This window comes from Nocardioides sp. NBC_00163, assembly GCF_045206295.1.
GTDB lineage: Bacteria > Actinomycetota > Actinomycetes > Propionibacteriales > Nocardioidaceae > Nocardioides.
On the sequence record NZ_CP108155.1, the window covers coordinates 2,298,750 to 2,321,349 of the forward strand.

The following is a 22,600-nucleotide window of genomic DNA, read 5'->3' on the forward strand; positions in this document are numbered from 1 at the left end:
ACGGGCAGCGCCGTGGCCTCTCGGCCGACGCGGCTGACGCCTCGGCCGACGCCAGTGACGCCTCGGCTGGGGCTAGATGGCGGGATGTCGAACATCGATGGCTGTTATCCGCTCGCGCGCCAGGGCGCGGGTCTTTACCCTTTTATCGTGACGACGACGATTAGCCCCGCGCCCGCTGAGACCACGCCGATCTGGAAGCCACTCGTTGCTTGCGGGATCACGCTGGTCCTGTGGGCATCGGCGTTCGTGGGGATCCGTCACCTGGGCGACACCGTCCCTCCGGGAAGCCTGTCGCTGGGCCGGCTCGTGGTGATGGTGGCGGCGCTCGGCGCTTACCTCGCGCTGAAGGGCGGGTTCCGGCTACCGACCCGGAAGGAATGGCCGCTGATCGCGCTGGGCGGTGCGTCGTGGCTGGGGATCTACAACCTGGCGCTCAACGAGTCCGAGCGTCGGATCGACGCGGCGACGGCGGCGCTGATCGTGCAGGTCGGCCCGATCGTGGTGGCCCTGCTGGCGGGCCTCGTGCTCAAGGAGACGATCCACAAGTGGATCCTGATCGGCACCGGCGTCGGTTTCGCAGGCGTCGTCGTCATCGGCCGCGCCTCGGCCAACGGTGACACCGGCGACTGGATCGGCGTCGCCCTCTCGGTCGTCGCGGCACTCACCTTCGCGGTCGGTGTCCTCACCCAGAAGAAGCTGCTGCCGACGATGAGCGCGCTGCTGCTGACGTTCTGGTACGCCATCGCCGGGCTCGTCATCTGCCTGCCCTGGTCGTTCGAGCTGGCCACCACGCTCCCCGACATCAGCGTCGGCAACATCGGCTGGATCGTCTACCTCGGCCTCTTCCCGAGCGCTCTGGCCTTCGTGACCTGGGCTTACGCCCTTTCCCACTCCGATGCCGGCAAGTTCGCGCAGTCGACGTTCCTGGTGCCGTTCATCACCGCTTTGATGGCGTGGCTGGTGCTCGACGAGGTGCCGCCGGCGCTCGCCTTCATCGGTGGGGCGATGTGCATCGCGGGTGTGCTGATCACCCGGCGCCAGCCGCGCTAGTCCTTCGGGTCTTCCTCACGCTCCAGCCAGCCCCGGAACGCCTCGAGATTGGCGGTCGACTCGCCGCGCAGCTTGCGCCACTCCCACTCCTTGCGGATCGAGGAGGCGAAGCCGAGCTCGAGGATGGTGTTGAAGGACTCGTCCGCGTACGTCAAGACCGAGCCGAGCAGCCGGTCGAGCTCGCCCGGTTCGACCATCGCGAGCGGCAGTCGGCCGTCGAGGTAGATGTCGCCGAGCCGGTCCAGACCGAACGAGACCCCGTAGAGCCGCAGGTTGCGCTCGAGCAGCCAGCGGTAGACGGTCTCGTGGTTCTCGTCGGGACGGCGACAGACGAAGGCATGGACGCCGAGGGCGTGCTGCCCCAGGTCGAGCCGGACCGGCGTCTGCAGCTTGCGCTCACCCGGGAGCGAGAACGAGAAGACCACCTCGCCACCCGGCTGGGACGTCTCGTCCCAGGTCAGGTCGTTGGACTTCAGCCAGCCGCGTACGACCTCTTCGTGGTCGGTCCGCGCATCTACGGTCATGCCGTCAGCTCCTCACGCATCAGCATCTTGGCCTCTTCATAGACCTCGAGCGTATTGCGTGCGGTGAGATCCCAGGAGAAGTCCTGGGCGTGTTCGCGGGCTCCGTCGGCCAGGGCGGACCAGCGCGAGTGGGAGGCGATGGCGTTGGTGAGCGCGTCGGCCCACTGCGCCGGGTCGTGCCCGTCGACCAGGAGACCGCTGCGGCCGTGGCGCACGGCGGTGGTCAGGCCGCCGACCGCGGCGGCGACGACGGGCGTGCCACAGGCCTGGGCCTCGACGGCGACCAGGCCGAACGACTCGTTGTAGGAGGGGACGGCGACGACGGAGGCGGCGGAGTACCAGAGCGCGAGCTGGTCCTGGCGTACCGGCGGGACGAACCGGACCACGTCGGATATCCCCAGCTCAGCGGCGAGATCGACCAGCACGGTCGGGTGCTCCAGACCGGAGCCGGAGGGACCGCCGACGATCGGTACGACGAGGTTGCGGCGCAGCGACGGGTCACGCGCGAGCATGACCGCGGCCGCCCGCAGGAGTACGTCGGGAGCTTTGAGCGGCTGGATGCGACCGGCGAAGAGGAGCACGTGAGCCCGGGCCGGGAGCCCGAGCGCGGCACGCGCCGCAGCCCGCCCACGCGGACGGAAGACCCGCAGGTCGACGCCAGGATGCACGACGGCGACACGACCTGGCTCCGCGTCGTACATGTTGATCAGCTGCTTGGCCTCGAGGTCGGTGTTGGCGATCAGCATGTCGGCCGCGCCGACGACCTGCTCCTCCCCGATCACGCGGGCCTCGGGCTCGGGACAGTCGCCCTCGGCGAGCGCCTCGTTCTTGACCTTCGCCATCGTGTGCATCGAGTGGACCAGCGGCACGCCCCAGCGGTCGCGGGAGAGCGCCCCGACCTGACCCGAGAGCCAGTAGTGGGAGTGCACGGCGTCGAAGTAGCCCGGCGGGTTGGACGCCTCCGCGCGGAGCACCTCACGCGCGAACGTGCACAGCTGCCCCGGAAGGTCACCCTTGGCCAGCCCCTCGAACGGACCGGCGTGGACGTGGTGGACAGCGACCCCGTCGTACGCCTCCACGACCTGCGGCAGGCGCGAGGACGTCGCGCGCGTGAAGATGTCGACCGCGATGCCCTGGGTGGCCAGCCGCCGGGAGAGCTCGAGCACGTAGACGTTCATGCCGCCGGCGTCACCGGTGCCGGGCTGGTCGAGCGGAGAGGTGTGCAGACTGACCATCGCTACGCGGTGGATCATTCCTGCCCCTTTGTGTATATGCCTGTGGTCCCGTCTCTCAACACGCGGATCCCGCTCATCATTCCCGGCCGCGTGAACCCGCGTGAATCGTCTTCGATCGTGGGACCCGGTGGGCAAAGTCGAGCGAGCGACGAGAGAATGACTCCATGTCGTCCAAGAATGCTGTCGTCACCGGCGCCTCGAGCGGGATCGGCGCGGCCACCGCCCGCCAGCTCGCCAAGGAGGGCTACCACGTCTTCCTCGCCGCTCGCCGGGCCGACCGGATCGAAGCACTGGCCGAGGAGATCGGCGGCACCGCGATCGCGACCGACGTCACCTCCGACGACTCCGTCGCCGCGCTCGTCGAGGCGGTCGGCGACCGTCTCGACCTGCTGGTCAACAACGCCGGCGGCGCCTTCGGTGTGGACAAGGTGGCCGAGGCCGACCTGACCAAGTGGCAGGCGATGTTCGAGGTCAACGTGATCGGCCTGACCCGCGTGACCAAGGCGCTGCTGCCTGCGCTGGTCGCCTCGGGAGCGGGCGCGGTCATCAACGTCGGCTCGATCGCCGGCCGGCGCGCCTACGAGGGCGGCGCGGGCTACAACGCGGCCAAGTTCGGCACCCGCGCGGTCACCGAGGCGCTGCGCCTGGAGATCGTCGACAAGCCGGTGCGGATCATGGAGATCGCCCCGGGCATGGTCCAGACCGAGGAGTTCTCGCTCGTACGTCTCGGGGGCGACCAGGCAGCGGCGGACGCCGTCTACCAGGGCGTCGCCGAGCCGCTGGTGGCCGAGGACGTCGCCGACGCCATCGTGTGGATGGCGACCCGTCCGGCTCACGTCAACATCGACGAGTTGGTCATCAAGCCGCGCGCCCAGGCCGCCCCGCACAAGGTGCACCGAGAGGGCTGACCGATATCTGCCCTGGTCAGGGGCGCCGAGGATTCCATACGCAGCCTCCGACGGTGTCACACTCGATGACGTGCAGACGATCGGACTCATCGGCGGCATGAGCTGGGAAAGCACCGCCGCTTACTACGAGGGACTCAACAAGGGTGTCCAGGAGCGGCTGGGCGGTCTCCACTCCGCCAAGATCGTGCTGGCCTCCGTCGACCTGGCCGAGCTGACGGCACTGCAGGAGAAGGAGTCCTGGGACCAGGTCGCCGAGATCCTGATCGCCGCGGCCCGCAGCGTGGTGGCCGGCGGCGCCGACTTCATCCTGCTGTGCACCACCACCTTCCACAAGGTCTACGACGAGGTGGCGGCCGCCGTCGACGTACCCGTGCTGCACCTGGCCGATGAGCTCGCCGCGAAGGCCAAGGAGCTCGGCATCACCAAGGCCGGCTTCCTCGCCTCCCGCTACACCGTGGAGAACGACTTCTTCGCCCAGCGCATCTCCGACCATGGCGTCGACGTGAACCTGCCCGACACCCTCCACGTGGAGATGCTCGACTCGATCATCTACGAGGAGCTGATCCACCGGAACGTCGTGTCCGGCTCGCGCAAGCGGGTCCTCGAGGTCGTCCACGAGCTGTGGGACGCGGGTGCCGACGGCGTCATCCTCGGCGCCTCCGAGCTCAGCCTCCTGGTGCGGCCTAGCGACGTCGACGTACCGATCCTCGACGCCATCACCGTGCACGTCGAGGCCGCGCTCGACCGCGCCCTCCCCTAACTCTCGAGCAGCTCGTTGGCGACGGCGCGCAGCTCAGGGCTCATGTCGCCCTCGTGCACGACGACGGTCCGGCCGTCGACCTCGAACTCGTAGATGTAGCGGTCGGCGCCCTTCGGTTTCGAAGGAGCGGCCCCGCCGGCGACCAGGTTGCGCAGGGCGGTCACGTGGGCGGCCGACGGGGCGAGCTCCGCGACCCCCTCCTTGGTACGTCCCAGGAACCCGCCGCTGCGGCGCACCTTCACCACGGTCGGCGCCTCGCCGTCGGGCGCGGGCGTCCCGGACGCCGGGGTGACACCGACCTCGGACCACGCGGTGGTGACCGCCTCGGCCTGGTCGCCGGCCTCGGCGATGGTGGCTGCGGCGAACCCGGCGAAGTCGGTGTCGGTGGTGACGGCGCCGTTGGTCAGCGCGGCGTACCAGATCTTGCCGGCACCGTCCCAGGAGTTGCCGCCGATCGCCTTGGCGGCGAGGGCGAAGGCGCGGTTGGGGATGCCGGAGTTGATGTGGACGCCACCGTTGTCGTCGGTGCCGTCGTAGATGTCGTCCATGTGGGCCGGCTGCGGGTCCTTGCCCAGGGTCGGGTCGTCGTAGGCGGTCCCGGGCTCGAGCATGTGCCGCAGTCCGACGCCGTGGACCGTCTCGGTGAAGAGGCCCTCGCCGATGATCCAGTCGGCGTCGTCGGCGCTCTGGCCGAGGAGACGCTGCTTGAGGCAGGAGCCGAACACGTCCGACATCGACTCGTTGAGCGCGCCGGGCTGGCCCTGATAGACGAGCCCGGCGGTGTGCTCGGTGACCGCGTGGGAGAGCTCGTGGCCGATCACGTCGACGGCCTTGGTGAACCGCTGGAAGATCTCGCCGTCGCCGTCGCCGAAGACCAGCTGGGTGCCGTCCCAGAAGGCGTTGGCGTAGTCGCGGTCGTAGTGGACCGTCATCACGACCTCGATGCCCTGGCCGTCGTAGGAGTCGCGGCCGTAGACCTCCTCGAAGAGCGCCAGCGAGCCGGTGATGCCGGTCGCCGCCTCGTCGACGCTCTCGTCGCCCGACTCCGGGTCCCCCGCGGCGCGGATCTTCTCCCCGGGCAGGTCGGTGCCGTTGTTCGCGGTGTAGACCGTCCAGTCCCCGGCCTCGGCGGTGGCCTCGCCGGCTTCGGGGGCGGGGATCTGGGCGAGAACCCTGGTCAGGTGCTCGGCGCGGGCGACTCGAAACGCGTTGTCCTGGTCGAGGCGACCGGCGTTGAGCCGCTGCATGAGATACGGGGGCACGATCTGGCAGACGTGTTTCCGAGAAGTCATGGGCCTCAGCCAACCGTCATCTCCGGATGCGGGTCAAGCAGGTCACGGCGGATAAGATCAGACGTCCCGTCCCGCGCCAGAAATCGAGCCGCTTCGCACATGTCCGAGATCCTCAAGGCCAATCTCCGCAACGTCGCCATCGTTGCGCACGTCGACCACGGCAAGACCACGCTGGTCGACGCCATGCTGCGTCAGGCAGGCACCTTCACCGAGCACGAGGCCGAATCGGTCGCCGACCGGGTCATGGACTCCGGTGAGCTCGAGCGCGAGAAGGGCATCACCATCCTCGCGAAGAACACCGCCATCCACTACTCCGGGCCGAGCGCGCCCGAGGGGATGACGATCAACATCATCGACACCCCCGGCCACGCCGACTTCGGTGGTGAGGTCGAGCGCGGCCTGTCGATGGTCGACGGGATCGTGCTGCTGGTGGACGCCTCCGAGGGCCCGCTCCCCCAGACCCGGTTCGTGCTGCGCAAGGCGCTCAACGCCGACATGCCGGTCGTGCTGGTGGTCAACAAGGTCGACCGCCCCGACGCGCGCATCGAGGAGGTCGTCGACGAGACGTACGAGCTCTTCATGGACCTGCTCGACGACTCCCACAGCCAGGACGCGCTCGACTTCCCGGTGATCTACGCCTCGGGCAAGGCCGGCGTCGCGTCGCTCGAGCAGCCCGGCAACGGCGAGCTGCCCGACTCCAAGGACCTGGAGCCGCTGTTCCAGACGATCATGGACACCATCCCGGCTCCGACGTACGTCGAGGGCGCGCCCCTCCAGGCCCACGTCACCAACCTCGACGCGAGCCCGTTCCTCGGCCGCCTCGCGCTGGTCCGCATCCACCAGGGCACCCTGAAGAAGGGCCAGAACGTTGCCTGGATGCGCCGTGACGGCGAGGTCAAGAACGTACGCATCACCGAGCTGCTCATCACCGAGGGCCTCGAGCGCAAGCCCGGCGATGTCGCCGGCCCCGGTGACATCGTCGCCATCGCCGGCATCCCGGAGATCACCATCGGCGAGACGCTCGCCGACCCGGAGAACCCGGTCGCGCTGCCGCTCATCCACGTCGACGAGCCGGCGATCTCGATGACCATCGGCACCAACACCTCGCCGCTGGTCGGCAAGGTCAAGGGTTCGAAGGTCACCGCGCGTCTGGTCAAGGACCGCCTCGACTCCGAACTCATCGGCAACGTGTCGCTGAAGATCCTCAACACCGAGCGTCCCGACGCCTGGGAGGTCCAGGGCCGCGGCGAGCTGGCGCTGGCGATCCTGGTCGAGCAGATGCGACGCGAGGGCTACGAGCTGACCGTCGGCAAGCCGCAGGTGGTCACCAGGGAGGTCGACGGCAAGGTCCACGAGCCGTTCGAGCGCCTGACGATCGACGCCCCGGAGGAGTTCCTCGGCACGATCACCGAGCTGCTCGCCAACCGCAAGGGCCGCATGGAGGGCATGACCAACCACGGCACCGGCTGGGTCCGCATGGAGTTCATCGTGCCGGCGCGTGGCCTGATCGGCTTCCGCACCGAGTTCCTCACCGAGACCCGCGGCACCGGCATCGCCCACCACATCTCCGAGGGCTACGACCGCTGGGCCGGGGAGATCCGCTCGCGCAACAACGGCTCGCTCGTCGCCGACCGGTCCGGCGCGGCCACGGCTTACGCCATGACCTCGCTGCAGGAGCGCGGTGTCATGTTCGTCGAGCCGACCACCGAGGTCTACGAGGGCATGATCGTCGGCGAGAACTCCCGCCAGGACGACATGGACGTCAACATCACCAAGGAGAAGCAGCAGACCAACGTCCGCTCCGCCACCTCCGACAACTTCGAGAAGCTCATCCCGCCGAAGAAGCTCTCGCTCGAGCAGTGCCTGGAGTTCTGCCGCGAGGACGAGTGCGTCGAGGTCACCCCCGACATGGTCCGCATCCGCAAGGTCGTCCTCGACCAGAACGACCGCGGCAAGATCGCGAGCCGGGCGCGCAAGGCCAACAAGTCCTGACCGGCTTTCGTGACGGCCGCCGACCCTCGTGGGTCGGCGGCCGTTCTCGTCGTCGGCTGCCTGCGACACTTCGACCATGACCCTCACGACCACCGCCTCGCTGATCGGCTCGGCCTATGCGGAAGGCCGCGGCGTCGCCGCCTTCAACGCGATCAATCTGGAGACCGTCGAGGCGATCGCCACCGGAGCCGAGTCCGCGAACCGGCCGGTCATCGTGCAGATCAGCGAGAACGCGGTGCGCTACCACGGCGGCCTGGCTCCCCTGGCCCATGCCGCGATCGCGGTCGCGTCCGGCTCGACGATGCCGATCTCGCTCCACCTGGACCACGCGACCGACGAGCGCCTGGTCGGGATCGCGGTCGACCTCGGCTTCTCGTCGGTGATGTACGACGCCTCCCAGCTCCCTTACGAGGACAACCTCACCCGTACCGCCGCCGTCGCCCGCCGCTGCCACGACCGCGGCGCCCACCTCGAGGCCGAACTCGGCGAGGTCGGCGGCAAGAACGGGGTCCACGCTCAGGGCGTACGCACCGACCCGGCCGAGGCGGCCGCGTTCGTCGCCAGCACCGGCGTCGACGCCCTCGCCGTCGCGGTCGGCTCGAGCCACAAGATGACCACCCGCGACGCGGCCCTGGATGAGGCGCTGATCGCAGCAATCCGCCGCGCCGTCGACGTCCCGCTGGTCCTGCACGGCTCCTCCGGCGTGAGCGACGACGGGCTCCGAACCGCCATCGCCGCCGGGATGACGAAGATCAACGTCGCCACCCAGCTCAACAAGGCCTTCACGGCCGCGGTCCGCGAGACCCTCGAAGCCGACCCGGCCCTGGTCGACCAGCGCCGCTACCTCAGTGCCGGCCGCGACGCGATGGCCGCCGAGACCGCCCGGCTGCTCACCGTCATCTCGGGCTGAGCGACGCCTCCGGTTTCCCCAGTTTGGTGGAAGCGCTCCCACACACGCGAAATCGTTACCAGCGGGCTACTTGACAGAGCGGTGTGAGCACACTCACACTCTCGGTAGTCCCGAGAGTGGAAGCGCTCTCACTCCCCACACAGACGTGCAGGAGCACCCCGTGTCCAAGATCTCCAAGTCCTGGCGCCGCGGCCTAGCCGCCGGCGCGGTCGCCACTCTCGTCGCTGGCCTCGTCGGGGCCTGCGGCGGCAGCGACGACACCGGCGAGCAGGCCAAGCTCGGCAAGGACGACACCCTGACCATCACGACCTTCAGCGAGTTCGGCTACGGCGACCTCATCGAGCAGTGGAACGCCGACCCTGAGCGCCCCTTCAAGGTCAAGCAGACCGTCGTTGCCGAGTGGGACACCTGGAAGCAGAGCCTCACCACCGGCCTGCAGTCGGGCGAGGGTCTCACCGACATCGTCGGCATCGAGGGCGACATGATGCCCGCGCTCGTCGCCGAGGGCGCCTCCGAGCAGTTCGTCGACCTCACCGACGAGGAGCTCGACAGCCGCTGGATGGAGTCGAAGTACCTCGAGGGCCAGACCGCCGACGGCAAGCAGATCGGCTATCCGACCGACGCCGGCCCCGAGGCGTTCTGCTACCGCGCCGACCTCTTCAAGAAGGCCGGCCTCCCGAGCGACCGCGAGTCCGTGAAGGAGCTCTTCGCGGACTGGGACACCTACTTCGCCACCGGCGAGCAGTTCAAGAAGAAGATGCCGAACACGGCCTGGTACGACTCCAGCGGCGCGATCGCCCAGGCGATGCTCAACCAGGTCGAGTACCCCTTCCAGACCAAGGACCAGACGATCGAGGTGGACAACCCGGAGCTCCGGGAGGTCTATGACACGGTCTCGCAGTACGCCCCCACCCAGTCGACGAAGGTCGAGCAGTGGGGCGAGGACTGGACGGCCAACTTCACCAACGACGGCTTCGCCACCATCCCCTGCCCCGGCTGGATGTTCGCCAACATCAAGGACTCCGCGCCCGAGGTGAAGGGCTGGGACATCGTCGACGCCTTCCCGGGCGGCGGCGGCAACTGGGGTGGCTCCTACCTCGCCGTCCCGGCGCAGTCGGAGCACCAGGACGAGGCCAAGGAGTTCGCCAACTACCTGACCACCGCCGAGTCCCAGGTGGCCGCGTCGAAGGTGGCCGGCAACTTCCCGGCCAACCTGGAGGCGCAGACGGTCCTGGCCGACGAGAACGCCACCGACCCCTACTTCAACGACGCCCCCACCTCGCAGATCCTCGCCAACCGTGCGGAGGCCGTGCCGGCGGGTGTCCCGTTCAAGGGTGACAAGTACTCCGACATCCTGGGCCTCTTCCAGCAGGCGATCCGACGTGTTGACGAGGGCACCGACCCCGAGAAGTCGTGGGCGACCTTCGTCGAGGGCGTCGAAGGAATGTCCTGATCCATGCCGACCACCACCTCTGCCCCGGTCGAGAACGCCACCCCAGCGCCCTCGACCGGGGCAGCACCCCGCCGCCAGGCGTGGCGTAACCGGCTCTCCCGGTGGGACTTCAAGTTCTCGCCCTACCTGTACGTCGCGCCGTTCTTCCTGGTGTTCCTGCTCATCGGGCTCTACCCGATGCTCTACACCGGCTACCTGTCCTTCTTCTCCTGGCCCGCCTACGGCTCCGAGGTCGGCCCGTGGGTCGGCTGGGACAACTACGCCCACGTTCTCGGTGACTCGGTCTTCCGCAAGGCCTTCTGGAACACCATCGGGATCTTCCTGCTCTCCTCGGTGCCGCAGATCATGGTGGCGACGATCCTCGCCGCCCTGCTCGACACCCGGCTCCGGGGCCGCACCCTGTGGCGGATGAGCATCCTGCTGCCCTTCGTGGTCGCTCCTGCGGCGTCCGCGATGATCTTCGGCGCGATCTTCGCCGACGGCACGGGCCTGATCAACCAGACGCTCGACGGCTTCGGCTTCGACAAGGTGCCGTGGCACGCCGACCGGTTCGCGAGCTGGACCGCGATCGCGACCATGGTCAACTGGCGCTGGACGGGCTACAACGCGCTGATCATCCTCGCCGCCATGCAGGCGATCCCGCGGGATCTCTACGAGGCGGCCGAGATCGACGGCGCCTCCAAGGTGAAGCAGTTCTTCCACGTCACGCTGCCCTCGATCCGGCCGACGATGATCTTCGTCATCGTCACCTCGACCATCGGTGGCCTGCAGATCTTCACCGAGCCCCGGATCTTCGACACCAACCTGCGCTTCCAGGGTGGCTCCGACTTCCAGTACACGACCTTGACGATGTACGTCTTCAACACCGCCCAGACCACGACCAACCCCTATCCACGTGCGGCCGCCGCCGCCTGGGTGCTGTTCCTGATCATCGTGGGGATCGCCCTGGTCAACTTCCTGGTCACCCGGGCCGTACAACGGAGGAACCTCAGATGAGTAGACGTCCCGGATTCCTCGTTTACGGCCTGCTCGCGGCATTCCTGCTGGGCTCGGCGTTCCCGCTGTACTGGTCGTTCGTCATCGGCTCGGTCACCCGGCACCGGGCGATCCAGTCGCCTCCGCCGCTGGTCCCGGGAGGGCACTTCTTCGAGAACGCCGCCCGCGTCTTCGACCGGATCGACTTCTGGTCGGCGCTGCTCAACTCGATCATCATCTCCGGGATCTCGGCAGCCTCGGTCGTGCTCTTCTCGACCCTGGCCGGCTACTCCTTCGCCAAGCTCCGCTTCCGCGGTTCCAACGCGGGGATGATCTTCGTCGTCGCCACCCTGGCGGTGCCGACCCAGCTGGCCCTGGTGCCGATGCTCAAGCAGTTCTCCAACCTCGGCCTGACCGGCACCCACGCCGCCGTGATCCTGCCGTGGGTGGTGACCGCGTTCGGTGTCTTCTTCATGAGGCAGTACCTCGTCGACGCGATCCCCGACGAGCTCATCGACGCTGCCCGCGTCGACGGCGCGTCCATGATCCGTACGTTCTGGACCGTCGCCATCCCGGCAGCGAGACCCGCGATGGCGATCCTCGGCCTGTTCACCTTCATGCAGGTGTGGACCGACTTCATGTGGCCGCTGATCGTGCTGCAGGGCTCCGACGTACAGACCCTGCAGACCGCGCTGGACGCGCTCAAGGTCGCGCCCGGACAGGGGCACGCCGACATGGCGCTGGTCCAGGCCGGAACGATCCTCGCGACCGTGCCCCTACTTCTGTTGTTCATCGCCACCGGCCGCCACCTGGTGTCCGGCATCATGCAAGGAGCCGTCAAGGGATGAATCTCTCGACAAACCCCGCCCGCGCCGAGCGTACGTTTCCCCAGGACTTCCTCTGGGGTGCGGCGACGGCTTCCTACCAGATCGAGGGAGCCATCGACGAGGACGGACGTACGCCCAGCAACTGGGACACCTTCACCAAGGTGCCGGGGGCGATCCTCAACGGCGACACCGGTGAGGTGGCCTGCGACCACTACCACCGGGTGCCCGAGGACGTCGCGCTGATGAAGCGCCTCAACCTGGCTTCGTACCGGTTCTCGACGGCGTGGCCGCGGATCCGTCCCGACGGCGGGAAGGTCAACCAGGCGGGGCTCGACTTCTACAGCCGTCTCGTCGACGAGCTGCTCGAGGCCGAGATCGCGCCGTGGATCACGCTCTACCACTGGGACCTGCCGCAGGCGCTGGAGGACCAGGGCGGCTGGACCAGCCGTGACACCGCCTACCGGTTCGTGGAGTACTCCACGACCGTCTACGACGCGCTCTCCGACCGCGTCGACAACTGGACGACGCTGAACGAGCCGTGGTGCTCGGCGTTCCTCGGCTACTCCGGTGGCCAGCACGCGCCGGGTCGCCAGGAGGGCGTGGCCGGCATCGTCGCGGCCCACCACCTCATGCTCGGGCACGGCCTCGTGGTCAACGAGCTGCGCAGCCGCGGCGCGACGCCGGAGAACGGGAAGTCCCTCGGCATCACCCTCAACCCGACGGTCGTCGACCCCTACGACGCCGACCGTCCCGAGGACGTCGACATGACCCGGCGGATCGACGGTCTGCACAACCGGGTGTTCCTCGACCCGCTGTTCCGGGGCAAGTACGCCGACGACCTGGCCGCGGACACCGAGGGCCTGACCTTCCAGGGCCGTCCGTGGCAGGACTGGGTGCTCGAGGGCGACCTGGAGGTCATCTCCGCGCCGCTCGACGTGCTCGGGGTCAACTTCTACTTCGGCAACGCCATCGCGGCGGAGCCGTTCGAGATCGACCCCGACCAGGTGCTGGGCAGTCGGCTCGTGCACTCCGACCTGCCGCGGAGTAACCCCTACCCCGGCGCCGAGTTCGTCACTCCGCGCACGGGCCGCGCCACGACCGCCCGTGACTGGGAGATCGACCCGGTCTGGCTGACCCGGCTGCTGACCCGGCTCAGCGGTGAGTACGGTGCCCCGCCCATCTACATCACCGAGAACGGGGCCTACTACGATGATGTCGTGGAGGATGGCGCCGTGCACGACACCGCCCGCCTCGACTACATCGACACGCACCTGCGCGCGACCCTCGATGCGATGGAGCAGGGTGCGGACGTACGCGGCTACTTCGCCTGGTCGATGCTCGACAACTTCGAGTGGAGCTACGGCTACGCACACCGGTTCGGGATCGTGCACGTGGACTTCGAGACCCAGGTGCGTACGCCGAAGGACAGCGGACTCTGGTTCGCCGATGTCGCCGCCCACAACCGAGTGCCGGCACGCTGATGTCGCTGCGCGCATGAGCTCGGCAACACTCGACGATGTCGCCCGGCTGGCTGGTGTCAGCCGGGCGACCGCGTCGCGCGCGATCAACGGTGGCTCGCGCGTCTCCGCGAAGGCCGCCGAGGCCGTCGCCGTGGCCGTCGCCACCCTCGGCTACACCCCCAACCCGGCGGCGCGATCGCTGGTGACCCGGCGTACCGACTCGGTCGCCATGGTCATCCCCGAGGCCGACGAGCGGGTCTTCGCCGACCCGTTCTTCGCCCGTACGCTGCGCATCGTCACCCGGGCCCTCTCCTCCCGCGACCTGCAGGTGGTCCTCCTGATCGCGCGGCCGGGCGAGGAGGAGGACCGGATGCTGCGCTACCTGCGTGGTGGTCACATCGACGGCGCCATCGTCGTCTCCTCGCACCGCAGCGACCTGCTCGCCGACCACGTCGCCGACCTCGGTCTGCCGGCGGCCTTCGTGGGCCGCCCGTGGACCGGGGCCTACCGGGTCTCCTACGCCGACACCGACAACTTCGCCGGCGCCCGGGAGGTCACCCAGGTGCTCATCGACCGCGGCTGCCGCCGGATCGGCACCATCACCGGCCCGGCCGACATGAGCGCGGGCGCCGACCGGGTCGCCGGCTGGCGGGCCGCCCTGGACGCTGCCGGGCTCGCCGCCGACGCGGTCGTCGAGGGCGACTTCACCGAGGACGGCGGCGAGGCCGCCTGCGAGATCCTGCTGGGCAGCCATCCGGACATCGACGGCCTCATGGTCGCCTCCGACCTGATGGCCGCGGGTGCGCTCCGCACCCTCGGCCGAGCCGGCCGCCGCGTCCCCGACGACATCGCGGTCGTCGGCTACGACGACCTCGGCATCGCCGAGCGCACCACTCCCCCGCTCACGACGGTCAAGAACCCGATAGGCGACATGGCCGAGGAGGCCGCCCGGCTCCTCCTCGCCCAGCTCGACGGCACCACCACCATCCCGCGGCGCGTCGTCTTCGCGCCCGAGCTGGTGCGGCGTACGTCTGCGTGATCTGACGCGCCACCCGTCCGCCCGCATATCGGAGTGCGGACGCGACCCGGGCGTGCCTGCCGCAAGGCTGTTAGCGTCCTGACGCGATGCCACATCGCAATTCGACTGGCAGCGTGCCCCGCCCGGAGTCGGCTACCCGAGTCGACTTCCGCTCACCGGACCTCGAGGACGGTCAGCATCTGTGGCGGATGGCACGGGATTCTCGGGTACTCGATGTCAACACCTCGTACGCCTACCTGCTGTGGGCGCGCGACTTCGCGGCGACCTCGGTCATCGCGACCGTCGATGACGATCCAGGAGGATTCGTCACCGGCTACCGGCGTCCGGACGAGCCGGAGACCCTGATGATCTGGCAGGTCGCCGTCGACGAACGGCACCGCGGCCAGGGTCTGGCCCGCCGCATGCTCGACGAGCTCGTCGACCGCCTGGCCGTCGACCAGGGCGTACGCCACCTGGAGACGACCATCACGGCGGACAACAGCGCCTCGATCGCACTGTTCACCTCGTTCGCGAACGCACGCAACGCCCCGATCGAGCGCACGCCGCTCTTCGAGGCCGCGATGTTCCCCGACGGGCACGACGCGGAGCTGCTGTTCCGCATCGGCCCGTTCTGACCGAAGGTTCCGCCCGAACGATCTGTCCGCACGATCCGACCGAACCGCACCCCGGTACGCCGGGCGTTGTGCGCGCCCGCGTACCGGGATCGACGACACACGGAGGTTTCATGTCCATGACGACGACCACCGAACCCGCCACCGCGATCTTCGACTCCCTGGAGTCTCAGGTCCGCAGCTACTGCCGCAGCTGGCCAGCTGTGATGACCCACTCCCAGGGCTCCACCCTCACCAGCGAGGACGGACGTGAGTTCCTGGACTTCTTCGCCGGCGCCGGCGCGCTCAACTACGGGCACAACAACCCCGCGCTGCTGGACCCGCTGCTCGACTACCTGCGCGAGGGCCGCATCCTGCACTCGCTGGACATGCACACCAGCGCGAAGCGGGACTTCCTGCAGGCCTTCTCGGACCTGATCCTCGAACCGCGCAACCTCGACTACAAGGTGATGTTCCCCGGTCCGACCGGGACCAACTCCGTCGAGGCAGCTCTCAAGCTGGCCCGCAAGGTGACCGGACGCCAGCACGTGCTCTCGTTCACCAACGCGTTCCACGGGATGACGCTCGGCTCGCTGGCCGTGACCGGCAACTCGATGAAGCGCAAGGGCGCAGGCATCCCACTGACAAACAGCTCGAAGATCCCGTACGACGACTACTTCAACGGTGCCGTCGACGACTTCATGTGGCTGGAGCGGGTGCTCCAGGACAGCGGCTCCGGCGTCGACAAGCCGGCCGCGATCATCGTGGAGTCCGTCCAGGGCGAGGGCGGCCTCAACGCCGCCCGCCTGGAGTGGCTCAAGGCGCTCTCGGACCTGTGCCGCGAGTACGACATCATCCTGATCGTCGACGACGTGCAGGCCGGCTGCGGGCGTACCGGCACCTTCTTCAGCTTCGAGGAGGCCGGGTTCTCCCCCGACATCGTCTGCCTGTCGAAGTCGATCTCCGGCTTCGGCCTACCGATGGCGCTGACCCTGATCCGGCCCGAGCTGGACCAGTTCGAGCCCGGTGAGCACAACGGCACCTTCCGCGGTCACAACCTCGCCTTCGTCACCGGCCGGGCGGCGCTGGAGCGGTACTGGGCAGATGACTCCTTCCAGAAGGAGGTCCAAGCGAGGGCCGCGGACCTGCACGCGGGGCTGACGAAGATCGCCGAGCGGTACGAGGGTGCGGCCGTCCGCGGTCGCGGCCTCCTGACCGGCATCGCCTTCCCGGATGCCAGCGCGGCCGGGAAGATCGCGGCGGCGGCGTACGAGCGGGGCCTGCTGGTCGAGACCTCCGGGCCCGAGGACGAGGTGCTCAAGACGATGCCCCCGCTGACCATCACCCCTGCGGAGCTCGCTCGCGGTCTCGCCGTCCTCGAGGAGGCCACCGCGTCCGTCCTCGGTGACGGTGTCCCCGCCTGACCTCCCCCGACCCGAAACGAGAGAACATGCGCGTCACCTATCTGGAAGACCTCGCCGAGACCGACCGAGACGTACGCGTCGAGTCCGAGCACGGCACCTGGCGCAGCCGCCGGATCGTGCTGGCCCGCGAGGGCGTCGGCTTCTCCTTCCACGAGACCAACATCCCCGCCGGGACGACGAACGAGTTCTGGTACGCCAACCACATCGAGTGCGTCTACTGCGTCGGCGGTGAGGGCGAGCTCCTCGACCGGGAGACCGGAGAGACGTACGAGATCCGCGACGGGATGTGCTACCTGCTCGACAAGAACGACAGGCACACCGTCACCGCCAAGACCGACCTGCGTCTGATCTGCACCTTCAACCCGCCGGTCACCGGCCGCGAGGTGCACGACGAGAACGGCGTCTACCCACTCCTGACCGAGGAGGTAACTGCATGACCGCTGCAATCGAACACGTCGACGACGTGTACCCCACCCGTCTCGAGGAGTGCTTCAGCACGCTCCCCCGCCAGGACAAGGTCGTCTGGGGCACCGCGGCCGACGGGCCGATGGACCAGCAGACGCTCGACTCCTACGACGAGCGCGGCTACCTGACCGTCCCCGACCTCATCACGCCCGAGGAGGTCGCGGAGCTGCGCGCCGAGCTGCACCGCCTCAGCAACGACCCCGAGACCCGGGCCGACGAGCGCACCATCATCGAACCCGCCTCGCAGGAGGTGCGCTCGATCTTCGAGGTGCACCAGAGCAGCGACCTCATCGCCCGGCTGGCGGCCGACCCGCGCGTGGTCGGCCGGGCCCGGCAGGTCCTGGGCTCGGACGTCTACATCCACCAGAGCCGGATCAACTTCAAACCCGGCTTCGGGGGCGGTGACTTCTACTGGCACTCCGACTTCGAGACCTGGCACGCCGAGGACGGCCTGCCCCGGATGCGGACCGCCAGCATCTCCATCTCGCTGACCGACAACCACTCCTTCAACGGGCCGCTGATGATCATGCCCGGCACGCACAGGACGTACGTCTCGTGTGGTGGCGCCACCCCTGAGGACAACTACAAGTCCTCGCTGGTGATGCAGGGCGCCGGAACCCCGGACCAGGAGACCATCACGAAGATGGCCGACGCCTACGGGATCGACGTACTCGCCGGCGCCGCCGGCAGCGCGATCATGTTCGACTGCAACTGCATGCACGGCTCCAACGGGAACATCACGCCGTACCCGCGCTCGAACGTCTTCCTGGTGTTCAACAGCGTGGAGAACACCGCGGTCGAGCCGTTCTCGGCCCCGAAGCCACGGCCCACGTTCATCGGGGCACGCGACTTCACCCCGGTGGGCTGACCGCCCCACCGCCCGGCCGCCGGCCCTTCGGGGTCGGCGGCCTTCGGCGTCGTTGGGCGCGCGCTGGTGCGGCGTACGTCTGTCTGATCTTTGCCTACCCCTAGGCTGAGCGCATGACACGCATCCGCGCCTTCTCGGGCGCCACGACCGGCGCGGCACTGCTCGTGCTGCCGCTGGGCCTGTTCCTGGGCCTGTCTCTGACGGCCTGCGGCGGCTCGAGCAAGGACTACGTGCAGGAGAAGACGGTCGAGCGGATCGCGACCGAGCAGCTCACCAACGCCATCGGCGTCACCCCCGAGGGCCTCGACTGCCCCGGTGATCTCGAGGGCAAGGTCGGCACGGAGATGACCTGCGTCCTCACCTCCGAGGGCGAGAAGTACGACGCGATCATCACCGTCGACGACGTCGACGGCGGCCGGGTCCACTTCCAGATCGACGTGCCGCCCAACGCCACGGAGTGAGCCCACAGAGTCCTCTGAGCAGATAGCCTGTTGAATCGTGTCCCCTCATGCGAGGCCCTTCTTCGAACATGTCGCGCGCGTGTGCGACGGAACTCCCTACAAGGCGACCGAGACGGCGCGCGGTTTCGACGTGGAGCTCGACCTGGCCGACGAACGCTGGCACTCCACGCTGCTGGCCGCCAAGCTGCACTGGGTCTTCACCTACCACGTCTCGATGCCGACCCGGAGCTCGTACGCGATCATCGAGGACACCCGCAGCCTCGTCTGGTTCGGCGACGTGCCCCACACGCAGAGGACCGGCGTACGCCGCATCGAGGCCGATGACGAGCAGACCGACCAGGGCGTGTGGACCGTGCACGACCCCGAGGCGGTCCCCGACACGGACCAGTACCGTTTCGACGCCGAGGAGGGGCGCACGCTGATCACCAGCGTCGCCCGGCTCTACGCGCTGCAGCAGCGCGGCGCGCGGCACGAGGGGGCGGGCTTCTCCGTCGCGGTCGGCCTGGTCGTGACGCTTTCGGTGATCGCGACCGTCATCGGCGTCGCGGTGATTCTCAACCTGCTCGGGACGTTCGGCGCGCCGTCGTAATCAGTTCGTAAAGCCATCTGTGTGATGCTGGCCCGCATGGATCCGATCGGCGAGGCGAAACGGCAGTGGATCGCGCACGGCTGGGCCGATGCCGCCGACGGGATGGCGCTGGTGACCTCGCTCGTGCGCGTGCACCAGCTCGTGATGGAGCGCGTCGACGCCGCGCTGCGCCCCCACGACCTCTCCTTCGCCCGCTACGAGGTGCTCCGCCTCCTCTCCTTCACCCAGGACGGCCAGCTCCCCATGGCCAAGCTCGGCTCCCGCCTCCAGGTCCACCCCGCCTCGGTGACCAGCGCCGTCGCTCGCCTGGAGAAGCAGGGCTTCGTACGCCGCAGCCGCTCCGCCGACGACGGGCGCGTGGTCCTCGCCGCCATCTCCGACGCGGGCCGCGAGGCGGTCGAGGCGGCCACCATCTCGCTCAACAGCGAGGTCTTCGAGAAGCCTGACATCGAGGACGTACCCGGTCTGACCGCGCTGCTCACTCAGCTCCGCGCGGCCTCGGGGGACGCCGTCGGCTGAGACGCCGACGTCGCGTACTGGCAAGTACGCGAGGGACGACCTATGCTGGAATTACTTGGACGTCCAACTATTCCCTGGGAGTACCGCCCATGTCCGACCTCCACATCCCTCAGAACCACGTACGGATCGTGACCGCGAGCAGCCTGTTCGACGGTCATGACGCGGCGATCAACATCATGCGCCGGATCTTCCAGGCCCAGGGATGCGAGGTGATCCACCTCGGCCACAACCGCTCGGTGACCGAGATCGCCGACGCCGCCGTCCAGGAGGACGCCCACTGTGTGGCGGTCTCCTCCTACCAGGGCGGCCACGTCGAGTTCTTCGAGTATCTGGTCACCGCGCTCAAGGAGCGCGGCGCCGGCCACATCAAGGTCGTGGGCGGGGGCGGCGGCGTGATCGTTCCCTACGAGATCGAGCGACTGGCCAACTCCGGCGTCAAGATCTTCTCCCCCGAGGACGGCCAGCGGCTGGGGCTCCCGGGGATGATCAACTCGGTCGTGCGCGACATCGACCGCGACCTGTGGCCCACCTTCGAGTTCGCGGCCGAGGACGTGCTCGCCGGCTGCCCCCTCTCCCTCTCGCGATCCATCACCGCAGCCGAGCAGGGCCGGCTGCCTGCAGCGATCGCGGACCCGCTGCGCGAGGCCGGCCGGGCGGTCGTCCTGGGCATCACCGGCACCGGCGGCTCCGGCAAGTCCTCGCTCACCGACGAGCTGGTCCGGCGGCTGCGGGTCGACCAGGAGGACAAGATCCGCATCGGCGTACTCGCCATCGACCCGAGCCGACGGCGTGGTGGCGGCGCGCTGCTGGGCGACCGGATCCGGATGAACTCCCTCGCCGCCATCACCGACGGCGGCTCGACGACCTACTACCGCTCCCTGGCCACCCGCGGCGGTCACGAGGTGCCCGAGCACTTCGCCGACGTACTGGCGGTGATGAAGTCCGCCGTCGACCTGGTCATCGTCGAGACCCCCGGCATCGGCCAGGGCGACACCGGGATCAGCGACTTCGTCGACGTGTCGCTCTACGTGATGACGCCCGAGTTCGGTGCCGCGTCACAGCTGGAGAAGATCGACATGCTCGACTTCGCCGACGTCGTGGCGATCAACAAGTTCGAGCGGCGCGGGGCCGAGGACGCACTGCGCGACGTGTCCCGCCAGCTCGTCCGCAACCGGGAGGCGTTCACCTCCTCCCCCGACGACATGCCGGTCTTCGGCACCTCGGCCGCCGCCTTCGACGACGACGGCGTCACCGCGCTCTACCAGCACCTGCGCGGGCTCCTCGCCGAGGCGGGGCTCGCCGTCGGCGAGGGCGTCCTTCCCCGGGTCTCGACCCGCCACTCGACGGGCATTCACCCGATCATCCCCGAGAGGCGGGTCCGCTACCTCGCCGACATCGCGGGCGACGTACGCGACTACCACGCCCGCACCGTGGAGCTCGTCGCCGCGGCGCGGAAGGAGCAGGCGTACGAGATCGTTGCCGCGGACCACCCCGAGCTCGAGGCCCCCGCCGGCGAGGTCCCGGACGACCTGCGCAAGCAGCTCTCCTCGTGGGAGGAGACCAAGGAGACCTACGCCGCCGACGACAGCGGCCGCACGTCGCTGGCCGGCAACTACATCCCGCGAGTAGCGACCCCTCGCTACACCGACCGCGGCGAGCTGACCCGGTTCCTGCGCAACGAGAACCTGCCCGGGTTCTTCCCGTACACCGCCGGCGTCTTCCCGTACAAGCGGGCCAACGAGGACCCCGCGCGCATGTTCGCCGGCGAGGGCGACCCGTTCCGCACCAACCGCCGCTTCAAGCTGCTCTCCGAGGGCCAGCCCGCAACCCGGCTCTCGACCGCGTTCGACTCGGTGACGCTCTACGGCCGTGACCCCGACGTACGCCCGGACATCTACGGCAAGGTCGGCACCTCCGGCGTCTCGGTGGCGACGCTGGACGACATGAAGGCGCTCTACGACGGCTTCGACCTGCTGGCCCCGACGACCTCGGTGTCGATGACGATCAACGGGCCGGCGCCGACGATCCTGGCCTTCTTCCTCAACACCGTGATCGACCAGGCGCGCGAGCGCGGGATCGACCCGGCGAAGGCGCTGCAGACGGTCCGCGGCACGGTGCAGGCCGACATCCTCAAGGAGGACCAGGGCCAGAACACCTGCCTGTTCTCCACGGAGTTCTCGCTGCGCTGCATGGCCGACATCCAGGAGTGGTTCATCGAGAACGGGGTGCGCAACTTCTACTCCGTCTCGATCTCCGGGTATCACATCGCCGAGGCCGGAGCGAACCCCATCTCCCAGCTCGCCTTCACCCTCGCCAACGGCTTCACCTACGTGGAGTCCTACCTGGCCCGCGGCATGGACATCGACGACTTCGCGCCCAACCTGTCCTTCTTCTTCTCCAACGGGATGGACCCGGAGTACTCCGTCATCGGCCGCGTCGCCCGCCGGATCTGGGCGATCGCGATGCGGGAGCGCTACGGCGCCTCGGAGCGCTCGCAGAAGCTGAAGTACCACATCCAGACCTCGGGCCGGTCCCTGCACGCGCAGGAGATGGACTTCAACGACATCCGCACCACCCTGCAGGCGCTCATCGCGATCTACGACAACGCCCAGTCGCTGCACACCAACGCCTTCGACGAGGCCGTGACGACCCCGTCCGAGGAGTCGGTGCGGCGCGCGCTGGCGATCCAGCTGATCATCAACCGCGAGTGGGGCCTGGCGTTCAACGAGAACCCACTCCAGGGCTCCTTCATCATCGACGAGCTCACCGACCTCGTCGAGGAGGCCGTACTGAAGGAGTTCGACCGGATCTCCGAGCGCGGCGGCGTGCTCGGCGCGATGGAGACCGGCTACCAGCGCGGCAAGATCCAGGACGAGTCGATGCTCTACGAGCACCGTAAGCACGACGGCACGCTGCCGATCGTCGGCGTCAACACGTTCGTACGCGACACCAACGGCGCCCCCGGCGGCCCCGTTGAGCTCGCCCGTGCGACCGAGACCGAGAAGAAGTCCCAGCTCGATCGCGTCCACGCCTTCCAGGCCTCCCACTCGGCCGAGGCGGAAGCCGCGATCGTACGCCTCAAGCAGGCCGCCACCTCCGACGAGAACGTCTTCGCCGCGCTCATGGACGCAGCTCGCGTCTGCTCGCTGGGCCAGGTCACCGAGGCGTTCTTCGAGGTCGGGGGCCAGTACCGCAGGAACGTCTGAGGGTGTTCCTTCGTCACGGTATGCAGCCGAAGGATCACATCCCTCGCGGAGGT

At 68.7% G+C, this 22,600-nt stretch carries 21 protein-coding genes; 18 read left to right on the plus strand and 3 right to left on the minus strand.

The features are described 5' to 3' along the window. Positions 1-147: 147 nt before the first annotated feature. Complete coding sequence (locus tag OG801_RS11070) at positions 148-1,050, plus strand: DMT family transporter (RefSeq protein WP_355020910.1); 903 nt, start codon at positions 148-150, stop codon at positions 1,048-1,050. Here OG801_RS11070 and OG801_RS11075 read toward each other — a convergent pair. Both OG801_RS11075 and mshA read right to left on the minus strand, forming a co-directional pair. Next, a complete protein-coding gene (locus OG801_RS11075; RefSeq protein WP_355020909.1) occupies positions 1,047-1,574 on the minus strand; it encodes a YbjN domain-containing protein in 528 nt (175 codons plus the stop codon). The two genes, OG801_RS11070 and OG801_RS11075, sit on opposite strands and share 4 nt — an antisense overlap. Continuing rightward, on the minus strand, positions 1,571-2,827 hold the full coding sequence (gene mshA / locus OG801_RS11080) for a D-inositol-3-phosphate glycosyltransferase (protein ID WP_355020908.1): 1,257 nt from the start codon (positions 2,825-2,827) through the stop codon (positions 1,571-1,573). Before mshA ends, OG801_RS11075 begins: the two co-directional genes overlap by 4 nt. Positions 2,828-2,973: 146 nt before the next feature. Here mshA and OG801_RS11085 point away from each other — a divergent pair, with 146 nt between their 5' ends. Further along, a complete protein-coding gene (locus OG801_RS11085; protein WP_355020907.1) occupies positions 2,974-3,717 on the plus strand; it encodes an SDR family NAD(P)-dependent oxidoreductase in 744 nt (247 codons plus the stop codon). A gap of 70 nt (positions 3,718-3,787) precedes the next feature. Next, the gene (locus tag OG801_RS11090; RefSeq protein WP_406035749.1) at positions 3,788-4,477 is read left to right on the plus strand and encodes an aspartate/glutamate racemase family protein; all 690 of its coding nucleotides are present in this window, start codon (positions 3,788-3,790) and stop codon (positions 4,475-4,477) included. On the opposite strand, the gene OG801_RS11095 is transcribed toward OG801_RS11090, so the two are convergent. Beyond that, the gene (locus tag OG801_RS11095; protein WP_406035750.1) at positions 4,474-5,769 is read right to left on the minus strand and encodes a M4 family metallopeptidase; all 1,296 of its coding nucleotides are present in this window, start codon (positions 5,767-5,769) and stop codon (positions 4,474-4,476) included. The genes OG801_RS11090 and OG801_RS11095 overlap by 4 nt on opposite strands. A gap of 99 nt (positions 5,770-5,868) precedes the next feature. On the opposite strand from OG801_RS11095, the gene typA reads away from it, so the two are divergent. The 15 genes from typA (at position 5,869) to icmF (ending at position 22,547) form a co-directional block, all read left to right on the plus strand. Continuing rightward, positions 5,869-7,761, plus strand: a complete 1,893-nt coding sequence (gene typA, locus OG801_RS11100) for a translational GTPase TypA (protein WP_355020904.1) — start codon at positions 5,869-5,871, stop codon at positions 7,759-7,761. A 76-nt stretch (positions 7,762-7,837) separates the two neighbouring features. Continuing rightward, entirely contained in the window at positions 7,838-8,671 is an 834-nt protein-coding gene (locus OG801_RS11105; protein ID WP_406035751.1) for a ketose-bisphosphate aldolase, read from the plus strand. 160 nt (positions 8,672-8,831) lie between these two features. After that, on the plus strand, positions 8,832-10,124 hold the full coding sequence (locus tag OG801_RS11110; protein WP_406035752.1) for an ABC transporter substrate-binding protein: 1,293 nt from the start codon (positions 8,832-8,834) through the stop codon (positions 10,122-10,124). Between the two features lie 3 nt (positions 10,125-10,127). Continuing rightward, positions 10,128-11,120 (plus strand): sugar ABC transporter permease, encoded by a 993-nt coding sequence (locus tag OG801_RS11115; RefSeq protein WP_355020901.1) that lies wholly within the window; start codon positions 10,128-10,130, stop codon positions 11,118-11,120. Continuing rightward, positions 11,117-11,947 carry a carbohydrate ABC transporter permease gene (locus tag OG801_RS11120; protein WP_355020900.1) on the plus strand — a complete coding sequence of 277 codons (831 nt, stop codon included), beginning with the start codon at positions 11,117-11,119 and terminating at the stop codon, positions 11,945-11,947. The genes OG801_RS11115 and OG801_RS11120 overlap by 4 nt, the downstream gene beginning before the upstream one ends. Continuing rightward, a complete protein-coding gene (locus OG801_RS11125) occupies positions 11,944-13,407 on the plus strand; it encodes a GH1 family beta-glucosidase (protein WP_406035753.1) in 1,464 nt (487 codons plus the stop codon). Before OG801_RS11120 ends, OG801_RS11125 begins: the two co-directional genes overlap by 4 nt. A gap of 13 nt (positions 13,408-13,420) precedes the next feature. Further along, a complete protein-coding gene (locus tag OG801_RS11130) occupies positions 13,421-14,425 on the plus strand; it encodes a LacI family DNA-binding transcriptional regulator (RefSeq protein ID WP_406035754.1) in 1,005 nt (334 codons plus the stop codon). 113 nt (positions 14,426-14,538) lie between these two features. Then, complete coding sequence (gene ectA, locus OG801_RS11135) at positions 14,539-15,039, plus strand: diaminobutyrate acetyltransferase (protein WP_406035755.1); 501 nt, start codon at positions 14,539-14,541, stop codon at positions 15,037-15,039. A gap of 116 nt (positions 15,040-15,155) precedes the next feature. After that, the gene (gene ectB / locus OG801_RS11140) at positions 15,156-16,439 is read left to right on the plus strand and encodes a diaminobutyrate--2-oxoglutarate transaminase (protein WP_406035756.1); all 1,284 of its coding nucleotides are present in this window, start codon (positions 15,156-15,158) and stop codon (positions 16,437-16,439) included. Positions 16,440-16,465: 26 nt separating this feature from the next. Next, positions 16,466-16,876, plus strand: a complete 411-nt coding sequence (locus tag OG801_RS11145) for an ectoine synthase (protein WP_406035757.1) — start codon at positions 16,466-16,468, stop codon at positions 16,874-16,876. Further along, complete coding sequence (thpD, locus tag OG801_RS11150) at positions 16,873-17,772, plus strand: ectoine hydroxylase (RefSeq protein WP_406035758.1); 900 nt, start codon at positions 16,873-16,875, stop codon at positions 17,770-17,772. Before OG801_RS11145 ends, thpD begins: the two co-directional genes overlap by 4 nt. A 113-nt stretch (positions 17,773-17,885) precedes the next feature. Then, positions 17,886-18,233 carry a DUF4333 domain-containing protein gene (locus tag OG801_RS11155; RefSeq protein ID WP_406035759.1) on the plus strand — a complete coding sequence of 116 codons (348 nt, stop codon included), beginning with the start codon at positions 17,886-17,888 and terminating at the stop codon, positions 18,231-18,233. Positions 18,234-18,270: 37 nt separating this feature from the next. After that, entirely contained in the window at positions 18,271-18,822 is a 552-nt protein-coding gene (locus OG801_RS11160; RefSeq protein ID WP_406026908.1) for a hypothetical protein, read from the plus strand. A 36-nt stretch (positions 18,823-18,858) separates the two neighbouring features. After that, entirely contained in the window at positions 18,859-19,341 is a 483-nt protein-coding gene (locus OG801_RS11165) for a MarR family winged helix-turn-helix transcriptional regulator (RefSeq protein ID WP_406035760.1), read from the plus strand. A gap of 89 nt (positions 19,342-19,430) precedes the next feature. Further along, entirely contained in the window at positions 19,431-22,547 is a 3,117-nt protein-coding gene (gene icmF / locus OG801_RS11170; RefSeq protein ID WP_406035761.1) for a fused isobutyryl-CoA mutase/GTPase IcmF, read from the plus strand. The last annotated feature ends 53 nt before the right edge of the window (positions 22,548-22,600 follow it).